At 65.9% G+C, this 17,769-nt stretch carries 15 protein-coding genes; 10 read left to right on the top strand and 5 right to left on the bottom strand.

Translation table 11 applies throughout. The annotated features are described in order from the left end of the window. Window positions 1–2 precede the first annotated feature (2 nt). Window positions 3–731, bottom strand: a complete 729-nt coding sequence (locus WS87_RS14885) for a response regulator transcription factor (RefSeq protein ID WP_059528042.1) — start codon at window positions 729–731, stop codon at window positions 3–5. Window positions 732–921: 190 nt separating this feature from the next. Between WS87_RS14885 and recA the strand changes: the two genes are divergently transcribed. From recA to WS87_RS14840, 9 genes are all read left to right on the top strand, one after another. Then, window positions 922–1,995 carry a recombinase RecA gene (recA, locus tag WS87_RS14880; RefSeq protein ID WP_059820359.1) on the top strand — a complete coding sequence of 358 codons (1,074 nt, stop codon included), beginning with the start codon at window positions 922–924 and terminating at the stop codon, window positions 1,993–1,995. Then, window positions 1,995–2,864 (top strand): recombination regulator RecX, encoded by an 870-nt coding sequence (recX, locus tag WS87_RS14875; protein WP_059820358.1) that lies wholly within the window; start codon window positions 1,995–1,997, stop codon window positions 2,862–2,864. Before recA ends, recX begins: the two co-directional genes overlap by 1 nt. A 146-nt stretch (window positions 2,865–3,010) precedes the next feature. Beyond that, the gene (locus WS87_RS14870; protein ID WP_059528036.1) at window positions 3,011–3,619 is read left to right on the top strand and encodes a DUF2889 domain-containing protein; all 609 of its coding nucleotides are present in this window, start codon (window positions 3,011–3,013) and stop codon (window positions 3,617–3,619) included. Between the two features lie 68 nt (window positions 3,620–3,687). Beyond that, window positions 3,688–4,854: an ADP-forming succinate--CoA ligase subunit beta gene (gene sucC / locus WS87_RS14865; RefSeq protein ID WP_059528034.1), complete on the top strand. Its 1,167-nt coding sequence runs from the start codon at window positions 3,688–3,690 to the stop codon at window positions 4,852–4,854. Between the two features lie 64 nt (window positions 4,855–4,918). Further along, the gene (gene sucD, locus WS87_RS14860; protein ID WP_010090788.1) at window positions 4,919–5,800 is read left to right on the top strand and encodes a succinate--CoA ligase subunit alpha; all 882 of its coding nucleotides are present in this window, start codon (window positions 4,919–4,921) and stop codon (window positions 5,798–5,800) included. Between the two features lie 160 nt (window positions 5,801–5,960). Further along, on the top strand, window positions 5,961–6,665 hold the full coding sequence (locus tag WS87_RS14855; RefSeq protein ID WP_059820357.1) for a TerC family protein: 705 nt from the start codon (window positions 5,961–5,963) through the stop codon (window positions 6,663–6,665). A 97-nt stretch (window positions 6,666–6,762) separates the two neighbouring features. Continuing rightward, window positions 6,763–7,359: a pilin gene (locus WS87_RS14850; RefSeq protein ID WP_059820356.1), complete on the top strand. Its 597-nt coding sequence runs from the start codon at window positions 6,763–6,765 to the stop codon at window positions 7,357–7,359. A 156-nt stretch (window positions 7,360–7,515) separates the two neighbouring features. Continuing rightward, window positions 7,516–9,294 (top strand): PglL family O-oligosaccharyltransferase, encoded by a 1,779-nt coding sequence (locus WS87_RS14845; RefSeq protein ID WP_059820355.1) that lies wholly within the window; start codon window positions 7,516–7,518, stop codon window positions 9,292–9,294. Between the two features lie 410 nt (window positions 9,295–9,704). Further along, window positions 9,705–10,055 carry a TonB family protein gene (locus WS87_RS14840; protein ID WP_059528021.1) on the top strand — a complete coding sequence of 117 codons (351 nt, stop codon included), beginning with the start codon at window positions 9,705–9,707 and terminating at the stop codon, window positions 10,053–10,055. A 129-nt stretch (window positions 10,056–10,184) separates the two neighbouring features. Here the strand turns inward: WS87_RS14840 and WS87_RS14835 are convergent, their stop codons facing one another. From WS87_RS14835 to moaC, 4 genes are all read right to left on the bottom strand, one after another. Further along, window positions 10,185–11,369, bottom strand: a complete 1,185-nt coding sequence (locus WS87_RS14835) for a WD40/YVTN/BNR-like repeat-containing protein (RefSeq protein ID WP_059820354.1) — start codon at window positions 11,367–11,369, stop codon at window positions 10,185–10,187. A gap of 79 nt (window positions 11,370–11,448) precedes the next feature. Beyond that, window positions 11,449–12,396 carry a hypothetical protein gene (locus WS87_RS14830; RefSeq protein WP_059820353.1) on the bottom strand — a complete coding sequence of 316 codons (948 nt, stop codon included), beginning with the start codon at window positions 12,394–12,396 and terminating at the stop codon, window positions 11,449–11,451. Further along, window positions 12,389–15,076 carry a type VI secretion system Vgr family protein gene (locus WS87_RS14825; protein WP_059820352.1) on the bottom strand — a complete coding sequence of 896 codons (2,688 nt, stop codon included), beginning with the start codon at window positions 15,074–15,076 and terminating at the stop codon, window positions 12,389–12,391. Before WS87_RS14825 ends, WS87_RS14830 begins: the two co-directional genes overlap by 8 nt. A 218-nt stretch (window positions 15,077–15,294) precedes the next feature. Continuing rightward, window positions 15,295–15,783: a cyclic pyranopterin monophosphate synthase MoaC gene (moaC, locus tag WS87_RS14820; RefSeq protein ID WP_059820351.1), complete on the bottom strand. Its 489-nt coding sequence runs from the start codon at window positions 15,781–15,783 to the stop codon at window positions 15,295–15,297. 275 nt (window positions 15,784–16,058) lie between these two features. Here moaC and WS87_RS14815 point away from each other — a divergent pair, with 275 nt between their 5' ends. After that, window positions 16,059–17,753, top strand: coding sequence for a M48 family metalloprotease (locus WS87_RS14815; RefSeq protein ID WP_059690616.1), 1,695 nt, complete (start codon window positions 16,059–16,061; stop codon window positions 17,751–17,753). Window positions 17,754–17,769 lie beyond the last annotated feature (16 nt).

Here is a 17,769-nt window from a genome sequence, read left to right as displayed (position 1 = left end):
GGTCAGCGCAGCGGCGTGCCGGCAGCCGCGGACTGGGGCGCGGGCGAGTCGGCCGGCGCCGCGGGCGCGACTTTCTCGAGGCAGTAGCCGAGTCCGCGCACGGTGGAAATCCGCACGCCGCTCGGCTCGATCTTCTTGCGCAGCCGGTGGACGTACACTTCGATCGCGTTGTTGCTGACTTCCTCGCCCCATTCGCACAGATGGTCGACGAGCTGCTCCTTCGACACGAGCCGGCCGATGCGCTGCAGCAGCACTTCGAGCAGCCCGAGCTCGCGCGCGGACAGATCGAGCACGCGGTCGTTCGCATATGCGATGCGGCCGACCTGGTCGAACGCGAGCGAGCCGTGGCGCACGACGGTCGGGCCACCGCCCGCGCCGCGCCGGGTCAGCGCGCGCACGCGCGCCTCGAGCTCGTTGAGCGCGAACGGCTTGGCCATGTAGTCGTCCGCGCCGAGGTCGAGCCCCTTCACGCGCTCGTCGACGCTGTCGGCGGCGGTCAGGATCAGCACGGGGAGATTGGAATTGCGCGCGCGCAGGCGCTTCAGCACGTCGAGCCCGGACATCTTGGGCAGCCCGAGATCGAGGATCAACAGGTCGAAGGACTGCATCGACAGCGCGGTATCGGCCTCGACGCCGCTCTTCACGTGGTCGACGGCATAGCCCGATTGGCGGAGTGACCGGGTGAGGCCGTCCGCGAGTATGCTGTCGTCTTCGGCGATGAGAATTCGCATGTTGCTGACCGATGGCCGGCGGGGCGTTCGCGCCGGCGCGGCTGTCTCCGAAGTTATCCGTGTACAACGCAGCCTGCATTGCGGGCTTGCATAAAACACTGTTTTTTTATACAGTGTCTGCATTCGTGGGCAGCGCTTGAAAGCGGGCGCGCCTCTGACAGACGCTGCTCATCATAGCAAAGGACGATTCATGGAAGATAGCAAGAAGGGCTCCGGGATGACCGCCGAGAAGAGCAAGGCGCTGGCGGCCGCACTCGCGCAGATCGAGAAGCAGTTCGGCAAGGGATCGATCATGCGGATGGGCGACGGCGAAGCGGCCGAAGACATCCAGGTCGTCTCCACGGGCTCGCTGGGCCTCGATATCGCGCTTGGCGTCGGCGGCCTGCCGCGCGGCCGGGTGGTCGAGATCTACGGTCCGGAATCGTCCGGTAAAACCACGCTCACGCTGCAGGTTATCGCCGAACTGCAGAAGCTGGGCGGCACGGCAGCCTTCATCGACGCCGAGCACGCGCTCGACGTTCAATATGCGGCGAAGCTCGGCGTGAACGTGCCGGAGCTGCTGATCTCGCAGCCGGACACCGGCGAGCAGGCGCTTGAAATCACCGACGCGCTGGTGCGCTCGGGTTCGATCGACATGATCGTCATCGACTCGGTCGCGGCGCTCGTGCCGAAGGCCGAAATCGAAGGCGAGATGGGCGATTCGCTGCCGGGCCTGCAGGCTCGCCTGATGTCGCAGGCGCTGCGCAAGCTGACGGGCACGATCAAGCGCACGAACTGCCTCGTGATCTTCATCAACCAGATCCGGATGAAGATCGGCGTGATGTTCGGCAACCCGGAAACCACGACGGGCGGCAACGCGCTCAAGTTTTACTCGTCGGTGCGTCTGGATATCCGCCGCATCGGTTCGATCAAGAAGAACGACGAGGTGATCGGCAACGAAACCCGCGTGAAGGTCGTCAAGAACAAGGTGTCGCCGCCGTTCCGCGAAGCGATCTTCGACATCCTGTACGGCGAGGGCATTTCGCGTCAGGGCGAGATCATCGATCTCGGCGTGCAGGCGAAGATCGTCGACAAGGCAGGCGCCTGGTACAGCTACAACGGCGAGAAGATCGGCCAGGGCAAGGACAACGCGCGTGAATTCCTGCGCGAGAATCCGGAAATCGCGCGCGAGATCGAAAACCGCATTCGCGAATCGCTCGGCGTTGCCGCCATGCCGGATGGTGCAGGGTTCGACGAAGCCGAGGCGATGGACGAAGAAGAGTGATGGTCGGGCGCCGAGGTCAGGCTGGCGAACCGGAACCGAGCGACGCGCCCGACACGGCGGGTCGCTCCGGCCGGCAAGCCGAATCCTCGGGGGCCAACCGGCGGAGCGCGGGCAGTCATGCCGCGACCCGCACCGCGACGAGGGCATCCGAGGATGCCCTCGTTTCGTTTGAGATGACCGCGCCGGTCGATCCGTTCGACGACGACGAATCGTTCGACGCGCACGACCGGTCGCGCCGTCGCGTGTCTGGTGTCAGCTTTCCGGGCGAGCGCGCGGCCGATGCGTCTGCGTCGGTCAAGGAAGATGTGTATACGCGCAGTAGCCAGCATCCGCGTCGCACGCGCCGTGCGTCCGGCGGTTCCGCCGACACTGCTTCAGGCGACGCATCCGGTGCCGCCGAGCGCAAGTCGTCGAAACCGCCGCGTTCGCTGAAGGGCCGCGCGCTCGGCTATTTGTCCCGGCGCGAGTACAGCCGGGCCGAACTCGCGCGCAAGCTCGCACCGTACGTCGGTGAGGACGAATCCGTCGAGCCGGTGCTCGATGCACTGGAAAAGGAAGGCTGGCTGTCCGACGCACGCTTTGCCGAGAGCCTCGTGCATCGCCGCGCATCGCGCGTCGGCGTCGCGCGCATCGTCAGCGAACTGAAGCGTCATGCGGTCGGCGACAGTCTCGTCGAGGAAGTGAATGCGCAATTGCGCGAGACCGAGTGGGCACGCGCGCAGGCCGTCTGGCGCAAGAAATTCGGTGCACTGCCGCAAACGCCCGCCGAGCGCGCGAAGCAAGCGCGTTTCCTTGCAGCGCGCGGCTTCTCGAGCTCGACCATCGTGAAGTTGCTGAAGGTCGGCGACGATTTCCCGATCGACGACTGACCGGTTCGGTCGCGCGCGCTGCGCGCGATTTTGCTGCAACGCAACCGTTTCCGGACAGGCGGGAATACCCGCCGTCGCGGCCGGATGCCTCAAATACCCAATATGCTAAAATCCACGGGTTTTCCTCTTCGGCCTCAACCTCCAGCATGCCGCTATCCGAGCCCGTGCCCCGTCAGTTGCGACATCGACGCGCAATCCGAGCGGAAGCCTACGAGCGCGGCGACGGCTTGTGGGACATCGAAGCCTGCCTGACCGACCACAAGCCGCGCGATGTCGCGCTTGCGTCGGGCATCCGGCCCCAAGGCCTGCCGATCCACGAACTCTGGCTGCGCGTGACTATCGATCGTGACCTCAATGTCGTCGACGCCGAAGCGTCTTCGGAGTGGGTTCCCTATCCCGGTCACTGTCAATCCGCCCCTCCCGCCTATCGTGCCCTCATCGGGCTCAATCTCTTCCGCAATTTCCGCCGCAACGCGAACCGGCTGCTCGCCGGCGTCGCAGGCTGTTCCCATCTCACCGAACTGTGCGCCGTGCTGCCGACGGCAGCGATCCAGGCGTTCGCCGGTGACGTATGGAACGTGCGCGAGGAGGGAGGCGAAGGACCGGACCATGACGGCGAGCACGCCGAACCGCCTTTCCAGCTCGGCCGCTGCCGGGCGTTGCGGTTCGACGGCGAGGTCGTGCGGCAGTACTACCCGCGCTGGTATGGCACGAACCGGCCGGACTTGCCCGGTGAGGGCAGCACGAAGGAATGAACGGAAATCATTCGAAGAAGCGTCTTAAGCGACATTTCATCCAACTCTCAGACTGAAGGGAATCACGCATGAAGATTCACGAGTACCAGGGTAAGGAAATCCTGCGGAAATTCGGAGTCGCGGTACCGCGCGGCAAGCCGGCGTTCTCGGTTGAAGAGGCCGTCAAGGTGGCAGAAGAGCTGGGCGGCCCGGTGTGGGTCGTGAAGGCTCAGATTCACGCGGGTGGCCGTGGCAAGGGCGGCGGCGTGAAGGTGGCGAAGTCGATCGAGCAGGTTCGCGAATATGCGAACCAGATCCTCGGCATGCAGCTCGTCACGCACCAGACCGGTCCGGAAGGCCAGAAGGTCAACCGCCTGATGATCGAAGAAGGCGCCGACATCAAGCAGGAACTGTACGTCAGCCTCGTCGTTGATCGCGTGTCGCAAAAGATCGTTCTGATGGGTTCGAGCGAAGGCGGCATGGACATCGAAGAAGTTGCCGAAAAGCACCCGGAGCTGATCCACAAGGTCATCGTCGAGCCGTCGACGGGCCTGCTCGACGCCCAGGCCGACGACCTCGCCGCGAAGATCGGCGTGCCGGCTGCTTCGATTCCGCAAGCGCGCGCCATCCTGCAAGGCCTGTACAAGGCATTCTGGGAAACCGACGCATCGCTGGCTGAAATCAACCCGCTGAACGTCTCCGGCGACGGCAAGGTCATCGCACTCGACGCGAAGTTCAACTTCGACTCGAACGCGCTGTTCCGCCACCCGGAAATCGTCGCGTACCGCGATCTGGACGAAGAAGATCCGGCTGAAATCGAAGCGTCGAAGTTCGACCTCGCGTACATCTCGCTCGACGGCAACATCGGCTGCCTCGTGAACGGCGCAGGCCTCGCGATGGCGACGATGGACACGATCAAGCTGTTCGGCGGCGAGCCGGCGAACTTCCTGGACGTCGGCGGTGGCGCGACGACCGAGAAGGTCACCGAAGCGTTCAAGCTGATGCTGAAGAACCCGGACCTGAAGGCGATCCTCGTGAACATCTTCGGGGGCATCATGCGCTGCGACGTGATCGCGGAAGGCGTGATCGCCGGTTCGAAGGCCGTGAACCTGAACGTGCCGCTCGTCGTGCGCATGAAGGGCACGAACGAGGACCTCGGCAAGAAGATGCTGGCCGATTCGGGCCTGCCGATCATCTCGGCGGACAGCATGGAAGAGGCTGCGCAGAAGGTCGTCGCGGCTGCCGAAGGCAAGTAACGCTATCGAATACGCATGGCGGCGCGGCAGATACGCGACGCCAATCGAACAGAGGTCAAAATACATGTCGATTCTGATCAACAAGGACACGAAGGTCATCACGCAGGGCATTACCGGCAAAACCGGTCAGTTCCATACGCGCGCCTGCCGTGAATATGCAAACGGCCGCGAAGCATTCGTCGCGGGCGTGAACCCGAAGAAGGCCGGCGAAGACTTCGAAGGCATTCCGATCTACGCGAGCGTCAAGGAAGCGAAGGCAGAAACCGGCGCGACCGTGTCGGTCATCTACGTTCCGCCGGCAGGCGCAGCCGCTGCGATCTGGGAAGCGGTCGAAGCCGACCTCGATCTCGCGATCTGCATCACGGAAGGCATCCCCGTGCGCGACATGATCGAAGTGAAGGACCGCATGCGTCGCGAAGGCCGCAAGACGCTGCTGCTCGGGCCGAACTGCCCGGGCACGATCACGCCGGACGAACTGAAGATCGGCATCATGCCGGGCCACATCCACCGCAAGGGCCGCATCGGCGTCGTGTCGCGTTCGGGCACGCTGACGTATGAAGCCGTTGCTCAGCTGACGGCACTGGGCCTCGGCCAGTCGTCGGCAGTCGGTATCGGCGGCGATCCGATCAACGGTCTGAAGCACATCGATGTGATGAAGATGTTCAACGACGATCCGGATACGGACGCGGTCGTGATGATCGGCGAAATCGGCGGTCCGGACGAAGCCAACGCCGCTCAGTGGATCAAGGACAACATGAAGAAGCCGGTCGTCGGCTTCATCGCTGGTGTCACGGCGCCTCCGGGCAAGCGCATGGGCCACGCCGGCGCGCTGATCTCGGGCGGTGCGGATACGGCCGAAGCGAAGCTGGAAATCATGGAAGCGTGCGGCATCACCGTCACGCGCAACCCGTCGGAAATGGGCCGCCTGCTGAAGAAGGCGCTGTAATTTCCGCGTGGTTCGTCCTGCAAAAAACGCCGGCCTCGCCGGCGTTTTTTTTGTTATGCTCGCGCAATGAATTTGTAAGCACCGGGCATGCGCGATGCATGTCCCGGCGTTCACCCGGCGCGCCTGTCCGACAGCCGTTGCCCCGCACCCGATACCGCTCATGCTTGAATTCCTGACGTCGCTCCATTGGGGCGCGGTGTTTCAGATCGTCATCATCGACATCCTCCTCGGCGGCGACAACGCGGTCGTGATCGCGCTCGCGTGCCGCAACCTGCCGGCCAACCAACGGTTGCGCGGCGTCGTGTGGGGCACGGCCGGCGCGATCCTGCTGCGGGTCGCGCTGATCGCATTCGCGGTCGTGCTGCTCGACGTGCCGTTCCTGAAGTTCGGCGGTGGCCTGCTGCTGTTGTGGATCGGCGTCAAGCTGATGGCGCCCGACGCCGACGCACACGACAACGTGAAGCCGGCCGACCGGCTGTGGGATGCGGTGAAGACGATCGTGATCGCCGACGCGGTGATGAGCCTCGACAACGTGATCGCGATCGCCGGCGCGGCCGAACAGGCCGATCCGTCGCACCGGCTGGCGCTGGTGATCTTCGGGCTCGTCGTCAGTGTGCCGATCATCGTGTGGGGCAGCACGCTGGTGCTGAAGCTGCTCGACCGGTTTCCGATCGTCGTGGCGCTCGGTGCCGGGCTGCTGGGCTGGATCGCCGGCGGGCTGATGGTGCACGACCCGATCGGCGACCGCTGGCCGGTGCTCGATACGCCGGCGGCGATCTACGGCGCGAGCATCGCCGGCGCGCTGTTCGTCGTCGCCGCCGGTTACACGCTCCGGCGCCGCCGCAGCGCCATGCACGCGCATTGACGTTGGCCGTCCGGCCGACTGCCGGGGCCGCGGCCCGCTGGCTACGATCGAAACGCCTGCCTGATTCGGCAGGCGTTTTTCGTTTCCGGAGCCAGTCATGTTCGAAGCCTTTTCCGTTTCCCTGTTCCGTCGCATCGCCGCCGATCTGCGGCGCGCGAGCCGGCCGGTGCCGCGCTGGCGGCCGGCCGGCTTCACGCTGATCGAGCTGATGATCGTGCTCGCGATCGTCGGCGTGATCGCGGCCTATGCGATTCCCGCGTACCAGGATTACCTCGCGCGGTCGCGTGTCGGCGAGGGGCTCGCGCTCGCTTCGTCCGCGCGGCTCGCCGTTGCCGACAACGCCGCGAGCGGCGCGGGCCTCGACGGCGGCTACAGCCCGCCGGCCGCCACCCGCAACGTCGAATCCGTCGCCATCGACGGCGACACCGGCCAGATCACGGTGGCGTTCACCCCCCGCGTCGCCGCGGCCGGTGCGAATACGCTCGTCCTGGTGCCGTCCGCCCCGGACAAGGCCGACACGCCGACCGCGCGCGTGCCGCTGAAAAAGGGCGCGATGCAGGCGGGTACGATCGCATGGGAGTGTTTTGCCGCCGGCAAGTCTGCGTCGTCGCTCCCGGCGCCGGGAGCGGGCCCGTTGCCGGCGGAAGCCGCGACGTTGCCCGCGCAATATGCGCCGGCGGAGTGCCGCGCGTAGTGCCGGGGGCATGCCGGCAAGTCAGTGGCCGCGTGAATGGCGCGGTGTCCGCCGGCCGGCTGCGCTCGCTCCACGGCATGGGTGATGGCACGACGCGGCCGCACAGAGGGGGGAAAGTTTTGTATAGTGCGCCGGTTGCTGACATCCGGTTCGCTCATGCCTTCTACTTTTTCCCGTTCGTTGCCGCTCGTTGCGCTGGCTGTCGCCCTGATCGTGCCGTACTCGATCACGAATCACACGTATCCGATCCCGACCTTCTATTCCGAGTTTGCCGCGCTGGTGCTGTATCTGCTGGTGGGTCTCTCCGTCGTGCTGCTTGCACGCACGGGCCGTCCGGCGGAGCCGTTCGCCGCGCCAGCCGCGTTCGTCGCGCCGCTCGGGTTCGCGGCGGTGCTGATCGCGCAGGTCGCGCTCATGCCGCTGAAGGTGCCGTCGATGAACTGGCTGGCGGTCGGCTATCTGGCCGCCGCGCTGGTCGCGATGCAGGCCGGCTACACGCTCGCGCGCGAGGGGCTCGCCGAAGCCGCCGCGCGCATGATGTCCGGCGCGCTGCTGCTCGGCGGGATGCTCGCGGTCGCGAGCCAGGTCGTGCAGTTGTTCCATCTCGAATCTGCGGTGTCGCCGTTCGTGGTGGTGTACAACATCGCGGTCGATCGCCGTCCGTACGGCAACATGGCGCAGGCGAATCACCTGGCGACCTACATCGCGTTCGCGCTCGCGGGCGCGCTGTATCTGGTGCAGACGCGCCGGCTCGCGGTATGGGCGTGGCTCGCGCTGTCGATCGTGCTGTCGGTCGGGCTCGCGTTGACGGTGTCGCGCGGCCCGTGGCTGCAGGTCGCGGTGCTGGTCGTCGCGGGTTTCTGGATGGCGTGGCTCGAGTCGCGCCGCGCGCCGGGCAACCGCCGCGCATGGGTGATACCGGTCGCGCTCGCGGTGGCCTTCGTCGCGGTGAATGTCGCGGTGCGCTGGGCCAACGTGCATTTCCATCTGGGGCTCGCCGAGTCGGCGGCCGACCGGATGCGCGACGCGGGGCAGATCGCGCCGCGCCTCGCGCTGTGGAAGTACGGGCTCGCGATGTTCCGCGAGCATCCGGTGCTCGGCGTCGGTTGGGGCGAGTTCCCGTCGCACCAGTTCGCGCTTGTGCGCACCCTCGGCGGTGTCGAGATCGCGAACAACTCGCACGACATCTTCATTGACCTGCTCGCGAAGTCCGGCCTCGTCGGTCTCGGCGCGCTCGTCGTCGCGCTCGTGACATGGTTCGTGCGCGCGGTGCGCGCGCCGCAATCGAGCACGCGCGTGTTCGGCCTCGCGCTGATCGGCATCCTGTTGATGCATGCGCTCGTCGAATATCCGCAGCAGTACATGTTCTTCCTGCTGCCGGCGATGTTCGTGATCGGCCTGCTCGAGGTGAAGCCGCTGCGCATCCTGCCGGGCCGCGCGGCGTTCGGGCTGTTCGCGGTGCTGTCGTTCGGCGGCGTGCTGGCGGCGGTGCCCGTGCTGCGCGACTACCAGCGCGCGGAAGTGTTGTATTACGGCAGCGATCCGGCCGCACAGTACCGCGATGCGCCGTCGCTGCTGTTCGGCGCGTGGGGCGACTACGGGGCGGCCACGCTGCTGGCGATTTCGCCGGACAACCTGCCGCTCAAGCTCGTCGCGCATGAGCGCGCGATCGCGCTGCTGCCCGGCGAGACGGTGCTGCGCCGCTATGCGGTGCTGCAGGCGCTGGCCGGTCGCGAAGCCGACGCGCTCGATACGGTCGCGCGCCTGCATGTGTTCGCGAAGGAGTTGAAGGACTGGCCGCAGCAGCTCGCGTCGCTGTACAAGCTGTGCGATCAGCAGCCGGAGCTGAAAGCGTTCAAGGCGGCCGTCGTCGCGAAGTACGGGGAAGTCCCGGCCGACGCGGACGACGACGACTCGGACGACGATTCCGAGTGACGCCGCGCAGCGCCGGGCGGGGAATCCCGGTGCTGGTCGGATCGCGGTGAGGTAGGCGAGCGATGGCGGCACGGGACGGTGCGGCGATTGCTTCCCGCAGGGAATGGATCACTGCCGAATCCGGCAGGATTCGCGTCAACCATTGTCAAATCGCCGCCACGCGCGAGATGGCACGTGCACAATGCGCGAAAGCGTTCGCATGCAAGGTCGCCTGGTGTGGGCCGCCCGGCGCGAGCGCAGCGCCCGGATCTCCGGGAACCGCCAAGCAGGATCGCGATCGGACAGCGTTCGGTCGCGCGGCCGTCACGGGGCGCCGGTCCGAGGGCCGCGGCGCAATGCGGTGCATCCCGGACGAAACCGGCCGGCGTGCGGCGCTCCTCCAGAACAGTGTTGAAGAACGATATTCGACCATGACTATTCGCTCGACCTACCTGATCCTGCCCGCTGTCGCCATGCTGTTTTCCGGCTGCGCGATGATGTCGTCGTCGCAGGACAGCAAGCTGACGTGCCACATTCCGCGTGCCGTCTACCCCGATAGCGCGAAGCCGCTCACGCGTCCCGTCACCGTGCTCGTGCGCGCGCTGATGACGACGTCGGGCGAAGCGCAGAACGTCACGATCACGACGAGCAGTCGCAACACGGCCGCGGATCGCGCGGCAGTCGAAGCGATGACGCACGCCACCTGCACGCAGACGGGCGCGACCGCGAATCCTTTCTTGCTGACACAACCGTTCGTGTTCGAGCCGCGTCGCGGTGAGTGAGGGGCGGCACCGTGGCCGGTGATGTGTGTGCGACCAAGGCCGTCGTGCGCGAGACAGGTCGCTGCGGTTCGCGATCTTGACGATCGAGCGGCCGCAGCGAGGGCCGGCCATCGAGGGTTCAGTGTGCGATCAGAAGGTCCGTTTTTTCAGCGTATAGGCATGCAACCAGTACAGCGTGTTGGTTTGCGCGTCGAAGTAGCCGCCCTGTGCGGTCTTGTCGGTCGTTTTATTCCACGATTTGCCGGCGTCGGTGCTGCTGAACGTCAGGTCGATCGGTGCGCCGCCGGCGGTACCGCCGCTTGCGGTGTTCGGATCGGTTGCATAGACGAGCAAGAGGCCGTTGCGACCGATGCTCATGCTGTCGAGTGTGAGCTTCTCGTCGAACGTGCGCAGTTGCTGCACGACCTCGGGATGGTCGTTCGTCCACGTGGAAATGGCGCCCGTCCGGTGACCGTTGTCGCGACCCTCGCCGTTCTGCGGTTTGTCGAGATGCGACAGCGTGTACACGGAATAGCGTGACTCGGATCCCGGCGTGGTCGGCGTGGTGTCGAGCGCGGTGATGACCTGGCCTGGAAGCACCGTATCTGTCACGAATGCGTGCTGCCCCCAGTCGAGCCGGTCGACCACGCTATGAGCCGGTGCTTCGGCAGTCTGTGCGACATAGTAGGCGATCCGCAGAACACCATCCGGGCCGAGGCTGATGGCATTGAATTCGTGGCGCGTCTCGCTGCCGACGCGTGCATCGGCCGGCACGTCGATCGCTTGCCACGTGTTTCCGCCGTCCACCGTTCGCCATACGCGGGGGCCCCAGCCAGCCGCGTAGCCACGCTGCGGATCGAGAAAGAGCAGGCGGCCGATGTTCTGACTCTCGGGCCAGTGCAGTTGCGACCATGTCTGGCCGCCATTACTCGATTTCCACAGCTTGGTGGTTTGCGGCGCGTCGCCGCCTTGCGCCTCGGGAGCCTTGTAGTTCATCCATGACGTGCTGATGAACTGAACGGTCCAGTCCGGCGAGTACCACCAGGCAGCCTCTTGGCCGACCTGCTGGAAATGGCGCTTCATCCCTCCATCGATGGTGCCGCGGAAGAAGCTGATCGTCATGCGGTTCAGCAACTCGCCAGTGTCGTTCATCCATGCTTCGGTCGGTTCGGGCCGCTGCGGCTGGTTCGATTCGGCCTGGGGCTTGAACGTCACTTCGGGATTGGCGAGCTTGACGCTCATCACGTCATTGCCCCTGATGCGGAAGTTGCCGCCGCCATACGGCGCATCGTCCCGCATGAAGCTTGTCGAAATCGTCTCCCAGCCCGTCGTCATATTTACGTACCCGTATGTTGCAATGGCCAGGGCAACGAGGCCACCGGCGATCCACTTCCAGCGCTTGTGTTTTCGCATGTCACTTTTTCAGCAAACGTTCGAGCGCGCGGTTAACTTCGTCGGCGGCATCCGAACCCCACTCGCGAGCCTTGTCGGCCGCATCCGAACCCCACTCGCGAGCCTTGTCGACCGCGTCTTTGCTCCATTCGCGCGCTTTTGCCTTGGCGACGGGAATGCCAGCGTCGATCGCCTGTTTGCGCGTGCGCTCGTCGGCCCATTCCTCTATGTTTGGCCGTCTGCCGATCTTGACCAGATCCGAGACCGGCAGACCGGCCAGGCCTCCATCCAGGTACGCCAATGGGTGAGTGACAAAGGCGAAGGTCTTGAACGTGTCTCCGTCCTTGTCCAGTTCCAGTTCGTATCGCTTCACCTGCATCGAGAGCTTACCGTTTCCCGGTTTCGCACTGTTGAATGCGATCTGGTTTCCCTGCATGTTCTGAGACAGCCCGATCTCGATGTATTTCTGGAGCCACCACCGTGCGTTGTCCAGCCATTTCTTTCCTTTTGCCGTGAGCGCGGGATAGAGATTGGCGCCGTAATCGGAGCAATAGTAGTAGCCGTAACTCACATAGTAATCGGGCGGTTTATGCCCACACCCGATATGACGCATCATGAAATTGCCGTGGCGAGACCAGTCCGAATCGATGCTTTTCGGTTTGATCAGATCCTCTCGCCGATGCAGCAGTTCATGGACGACTTTCTTGTCTTTCCACGGATCCCATGACGTTGCGAATTTCTTGACGGTCTCCCATGCGCTCGACACGCTGACCTTCTCGACCGTTTCCCAGTACTCACCGTGAAGCGGCAGGTAGTAGAACGGGCAAGTACCGATGATGGAGTCCGCCGCCGGCGTGACATGCTTGTCGCAGATCTGAATAGCCACCTTCGGCCGATCCTTGTACCCCGTCGGCGTCAGCATTCCCGCGCCGGTACCCAGCACGTTGTCCTTCTGTTGCACGTCAGCCATTCGATTTCCCTAAGAACTTGACGATGACGTCATGCGGCACGTGGCTCTGCGTGAGCCCCGTCTCGCCTGCCGCGTTGGTGACGCCTTCCGAGATCAGCGCGCCGTTCGAGAACATCTGGTATCGCGTGTTCGCGACCGGAATGTCGGTGCCGGCCCAGTGCGCGATGAACGCCTGGTCGTAGTTGCCGCTCGAGTTCGGCAACGTCGGCAGGGCTTGCGACAGGTGCGTGGGGCCGTCGAACACGTGCTGCGCGCCCTTGATGTCGACCTTGCCGGGTGCATGCACCTCGATGTTGCCGTCCGCGATGCGGATGTAGGCACCGCCGGACGTCAGCAGGATTTCCTTCGCCGCCGCGCCTTCGATCGACTGCGTGGCCGCCACCAGTTTCAGCGCCTTCTGCGCAGTCAGTTCGATGTTGTCCGCATGCGCCTGGATTTCCACCTTGCCCTTGCCGGCGAACAGCTTCATGCCTGCGTTCTGCGCGAACAGGCTGATCCGGTCGAGGACGCTCGCGATCAGCGACTTCCCGGCAGCGACGTGCGTGCTTTGTCCGCTGACGAGGTTGACGTGCCGGTCCGCGGCGAACTGCACGGATTGCTGCGTCGACAGCGCGATGCCGGCCGGGCTGCCGAACAGCATCACGGGTTCCTTGAACGCATTGGCGCTGCCGGTTCCGCCGCCGCCGGTTCGCCCGCCCGACGCGCTTCCGCTCACGCTGTTCTGCGTCGCGTCGCTGAACTGCTTCAGCGCCGAGTGGCCGGCGTCGAGCGACTCGCCCTGATGCTGCGCGCTGACCTCGGACATCGCTTCCATCAGGCCTTCCGCCCTGACGAGCTGCTCTTGCGTTTCCTTCACGTCGAGCGGCTGGCTCGCCGGCTGTTTCGGATGCGTCGTGACGTACAGGCCGCGGTTCGCGCGAACCGCGCCGAATGCGTCGGCGCGCAGGTCGAAGCCGCTGCCGAGATAGCTGCCGCGGTCGTTGCCCGTATGGTCGATCAGATAGCCCAGGTGCAGGTGCGTGTTTGCCTGGCTGCTGTACAGGTGCACGCGGTTCTGCGACGTCGCGTCGTCGAGCACCAGCTGGTTGAAGCCGGCGCCCGAATATTCCCTGGACCGGTATCCGGACAGGATCCCGTTGCTGTGCCATTGCGGACGGGTCGCGCCGTTGTACAGCTTTCCGACGACGATCGGACGATCGCAGTCGCCGCCGAGGAAATCGACCAGCACTTCCTCGCCGCTGCGATGGGGGTGAACGGCGCCATAGCCATTGCCCGAATCCGACGCGGCGGCGCGCAGCCAGCACGAGGCCTTCTCGTCGCCGTCGTTGAGACGATCCCAGTGGAAGCGGACCTTGATGCGGTTGAGTTCGTCGCTATGGACTTCCTCGCCTTGCGGCGCGACGACGATCGCCGATTGCAGATGCATCGGCGGCTTCGAATGTTCGAACGGGCTGCGGAACGGCACCGTCGTGCGCTGCGCTTCGATGCTGACCTGAAAAATGCCCTCGCTGCCATCCGGATGCCGGACGTGCGGCAGGTCCGCACCGCCGGCCCGCACGAGATCGTCGATTTCGGTCTGCAGGCTATGCGGGAACCTGGCCTGCCGACTGCCGACGGGCAGGTTGTTGGCGATGCGCCAGACCGTCTCGATCACGGCGAAGCGGCGCTGGCCGGCATCGTCCTTGTCGTGTTCGGGGTGATCGGCGAGCTCGAACGTGCGTCCCGCGTCCATGCGCCGGATGCCGCCGATGCCGTGAAAGCGCTTCGCAATCGACTCCTGCTCCTCCATCCAGATCTTCGACAGATGGTCGCCGCGAGACTGTTTGGGGTACGTGTAGGCGCCGGTGTATTCGTAGACTTCGAGCTGCTGCGGCAGGTCGCCCTGATTCGCGATCGTCGGCGTGTGGGTTGCCTTCGGATTCGACGCAGTGGGCGGCTGTTTGTAGTCGAACGTGCGCGTCGTGCGCTCGACGCTGCGCAGCGTGCGCGTGCCGGAGAACTGGACGAGCGTGTCGGCCTCGTCGTGTGCGCCGGCGTGATGAAAGCGCAAGGTCTGCGGCGACAGCGCGGGCAGCGCGTCGATCGTGTCGACGACGACGAGCTTGTGCGACTTGCCGTCTTGCGCCTGCTCCCAGAAACCGTACAGGCCTTCCGATTCCAGCAGGCGGTGCACGAAGTTCCAGTCGTCCTCATATTGCATGCAGAACGAGCGCGACGGCAGTGGCCGGTCGAGCCTGAAGTCGAAGCAGCCCTTGGCTTGCGGGTGCTGGTTCAGGACGTCGGCGATGATCTCGTCGGCGGGTTTGTCCTGCCAGATGCGCTGGTCGCGGCGGAACTTCAGGAAGTGCAGGAACGACGCGAAGACGATCTGGTAGTGCGTGAGGCCGCTGTCCGACCCGAGCCGGCGGGCCGCGTGCACATACCCGTGGTGCGGCGCGTACGACTTGTCGGCCTGCTGGATCCGCAGCGTGACGGGCTGTGCGATCAGCTTCTTGAGCTCGATATCGTCGGACACCGACACGGCGTCGACGGTGAACTCGAAATGACGCCCAAGCCGCGATCGTCCCTTGACGCGATGGGGCAGCAGGACGTCAGGGCCGAGCGGCGTCTCCAGCTTGACGAGTCGTTCGTCCTGGATCGGCCCGGCCTGCAGCGCGTTTCTCAATGCTTGCGAATTCATCACCCGTGCTCGCTTTTTTTGTGCTGGGTCGCACGCTCTCCCGTGCGGAATCCGGTAATTGTATGAGATAAACGGCAGTTATCTCGAATTTGCCTTTCAACGAGATTTCAAATACGGTCAGCGCGTGGGCCTGACAGGGGAGACCGCGCACGTCATGCAGTCGAACGACGGACGGGCGTGGGTCGTACCGGGCCCCAACCGACCGCCCCCGCGGCCGCTCAGCCCGCCGCGTCCTCCGCTTTCCAGTCCCCCGACTTCCCGCCGCGTTTCTCCCTGACGCTCACGTCGGTGATCATCATCCCGCGATCCACGGCCTTGCACATGTCGTACACGGTCAACAGCCCGACCTGCACGGCAGTCAACGCTTCCATCTCGACGCCGGTGCGCCCGAACGTCTCGACCTGCGCGACGCAGTGCACGCCCGGCAGGGCGTCGTCGAGTTCGAAGTCGACGGCCACGCGCGTCAGCGCGAGCGGGTGACACAGCGGAATGAGGTCGGCGGTGCGCTTCGCGCCCTGGATCGCGGCGATGCGCGCGACGCCGAGCACGTCGCCTTTCTTCGCCTTGCCGTCTCGGATCAGCGCGAACGTCGCCGGCAGCATCCGGATCGTGCCGCGCGCGATCGCGATGCGTTGCGTTTCCTCTTTGCCGCCGACGTCGACCATGTGTGCGTGGCCCGCGGCGTCGAAATGGGTGAGTCCTGACATGTCTTGCTCCAGTGGAACGGAGTGCGCGCGCGAGCACGTCCCTCGATCCGGCTTCGCGATCGGCCGGGGGCGCCGAATCCCGTATCCGCACCCCGATCCGATCCAACGTTTCAACGGGCGCCTATCATAGCAGTGGCCTTCGCGGCGCCGAGCGCGCAGATGGCGCATTTGCCGCGCGGGACAGTCGCGATGTCGCCGGTACAATGACCCGAATATTCAGACCAAACGCCGCGATGCGCGCCCGGCGCGCGGGACGGCGTCGCTTTCATCCTGCCATGCGTGTCAAACAGTTGCTTGCCGTGTTGCTGTCGGCGGCGCTCGTGCTGCCGCCGAGCGGTCATGCACAGCGCACGTCCGCGCTGCCGCTCGAGCCGGCGGCAGGCGCGTCGCCGTCGATTTCCACGGTGCCGTCCGGCATCGCGACCGGCGTATTCGGCACCTACGGCGGCGCGGAGAGCCGGTTTTCCGGCGCCGACGGCGCGTCCGCGCCGGTCGCGAGCCTGCGCGCACCGCTGCGCGCGCTGGAGCTGCCCGACCTCGGCGACGGCTCCGGCGGTTCGCTCACGCCGCGGGCCGAACGGCGTCTCGGCGAGCGCGTGATGCGCGAGGTGCGGCGCGATCCCGACTATCTCGACGACTGGCTCGCGCGCGACTACCTGAACGCGATCGCGAAGCGGCTCGCGGCCGCGGCGGCCGCGCGCTACATCGGCGGCTACATGCCGGATTTCGAACTGTTCCCGGTGCGCGATCCGCAGATCAACGCGTTCTCGATGCCGGGCGGCTTCATCGGCATCAACAGCGGGCTGGTCGTCACGACGCAGACGGAATCCGAACTCGCGTCGGTGGTCGGTCACGAGATGGGCCACGTGCTGCAGCGGCACATCGCGCGGATGATCGGCGCGAACGAGAAGACCGGCTACACGGCGCTCGCGACGATGCTGCTCGGCGTGCTGGCGGGCGTGCTCGCGCGCAGCGGCGATCTCGGCAGCGCGATCGCGATGGGCGGGCAGGCGTACGCGGTCGACAACCAGTTGCGCTTCTCGCGGTCGGCGGAGCGCGAGGCCGATCGCGTCGGATTCCAGCTGCTCGCCGGCGCCGGCTACGACCCGTACGGAATGCCGGGCTTCTTCGAACGGCTCGAGCGCGCGTCGATGGGCGACGCGGGCGTGCCGGCCTATGCGCGTACGCACCCGCTGACGGGCGAACGGATCGCTGACATGGAAGATCGCGCACGCCGCGCGCCATACCGGCAGCCGCGCCAGTCGGCCGAATACGGCTTCGTGCGCGCACGGCTGCGCATCCTGCAGAATCGCGCGCCGAACGACATCGCGGCCGAGGCGCGCAGGATGCAGCTCGAGCTCGACGATCGCACGGCGCCGAACGTCGCGGCGAACGAATACGGGATCGCGCTCGCGAACATGCTGCTCGGCCAGTACGACGCGGCCGACAAGGCGCTCGTGTCGGCCCGTGCCGCATTCGACGCGCGCGAGCGGCGCGCGGACGATCCCGAGACGAGTTCGCCGAGCCTCGACGTGCTCGCCGCCGACATCGCGCGCCGCGCGGGCCGGACCGACGACGCGGTGCGGCTCGCGGCGCTCGCGCAGCGGCGCTGGCCGGCGTCGCACGCGGCGATCGTCGCGCACCTGCAGGCGCTGATCGCCGCGCGCCGCTTCGCCGAAGCACAGACGCTCGCGCGCACGGAGGCGCAGGCGGACCCCGAGCAGCCGGACTGGTGGGACTATCTCGCGAAGGCGAGCGACGGCCGGGGCGACGTGCTCGCGCGGCGGCGCGCGCTCGCGGAGAAGCTGGCGCTCGACGGCGCGTGGCCGTCGGCGATACGCCAGCTGAAGGAGGCGCGCGACGCGAAGGACGTGTCGTTCTACGACCAGTCGATCATCGGCGCGCGGCTGCTGGAATTCGAGGCGCGCTACAAGGAAGAGCGCGAGGACGAGAAGAACGGCCGCGGATAGCGGCCGTCAGGCGGGC

It is taken from the genome of Burkholderia sp. MSMB0856 (assembly GCF_001524645.2).
In the GTDB taxonomy this organism is placed as follows: Bacteria; Pseudomonadota; Gammaproteobacteria; order Burkholderiales; family Burkholderiaceae; genus Burkholderia; species Burkholderia diffusa.
Note: the sequence above shows the minus strand (reverse complement) of the source record. Positions and strands in the feature narration are given on the sequence as shown.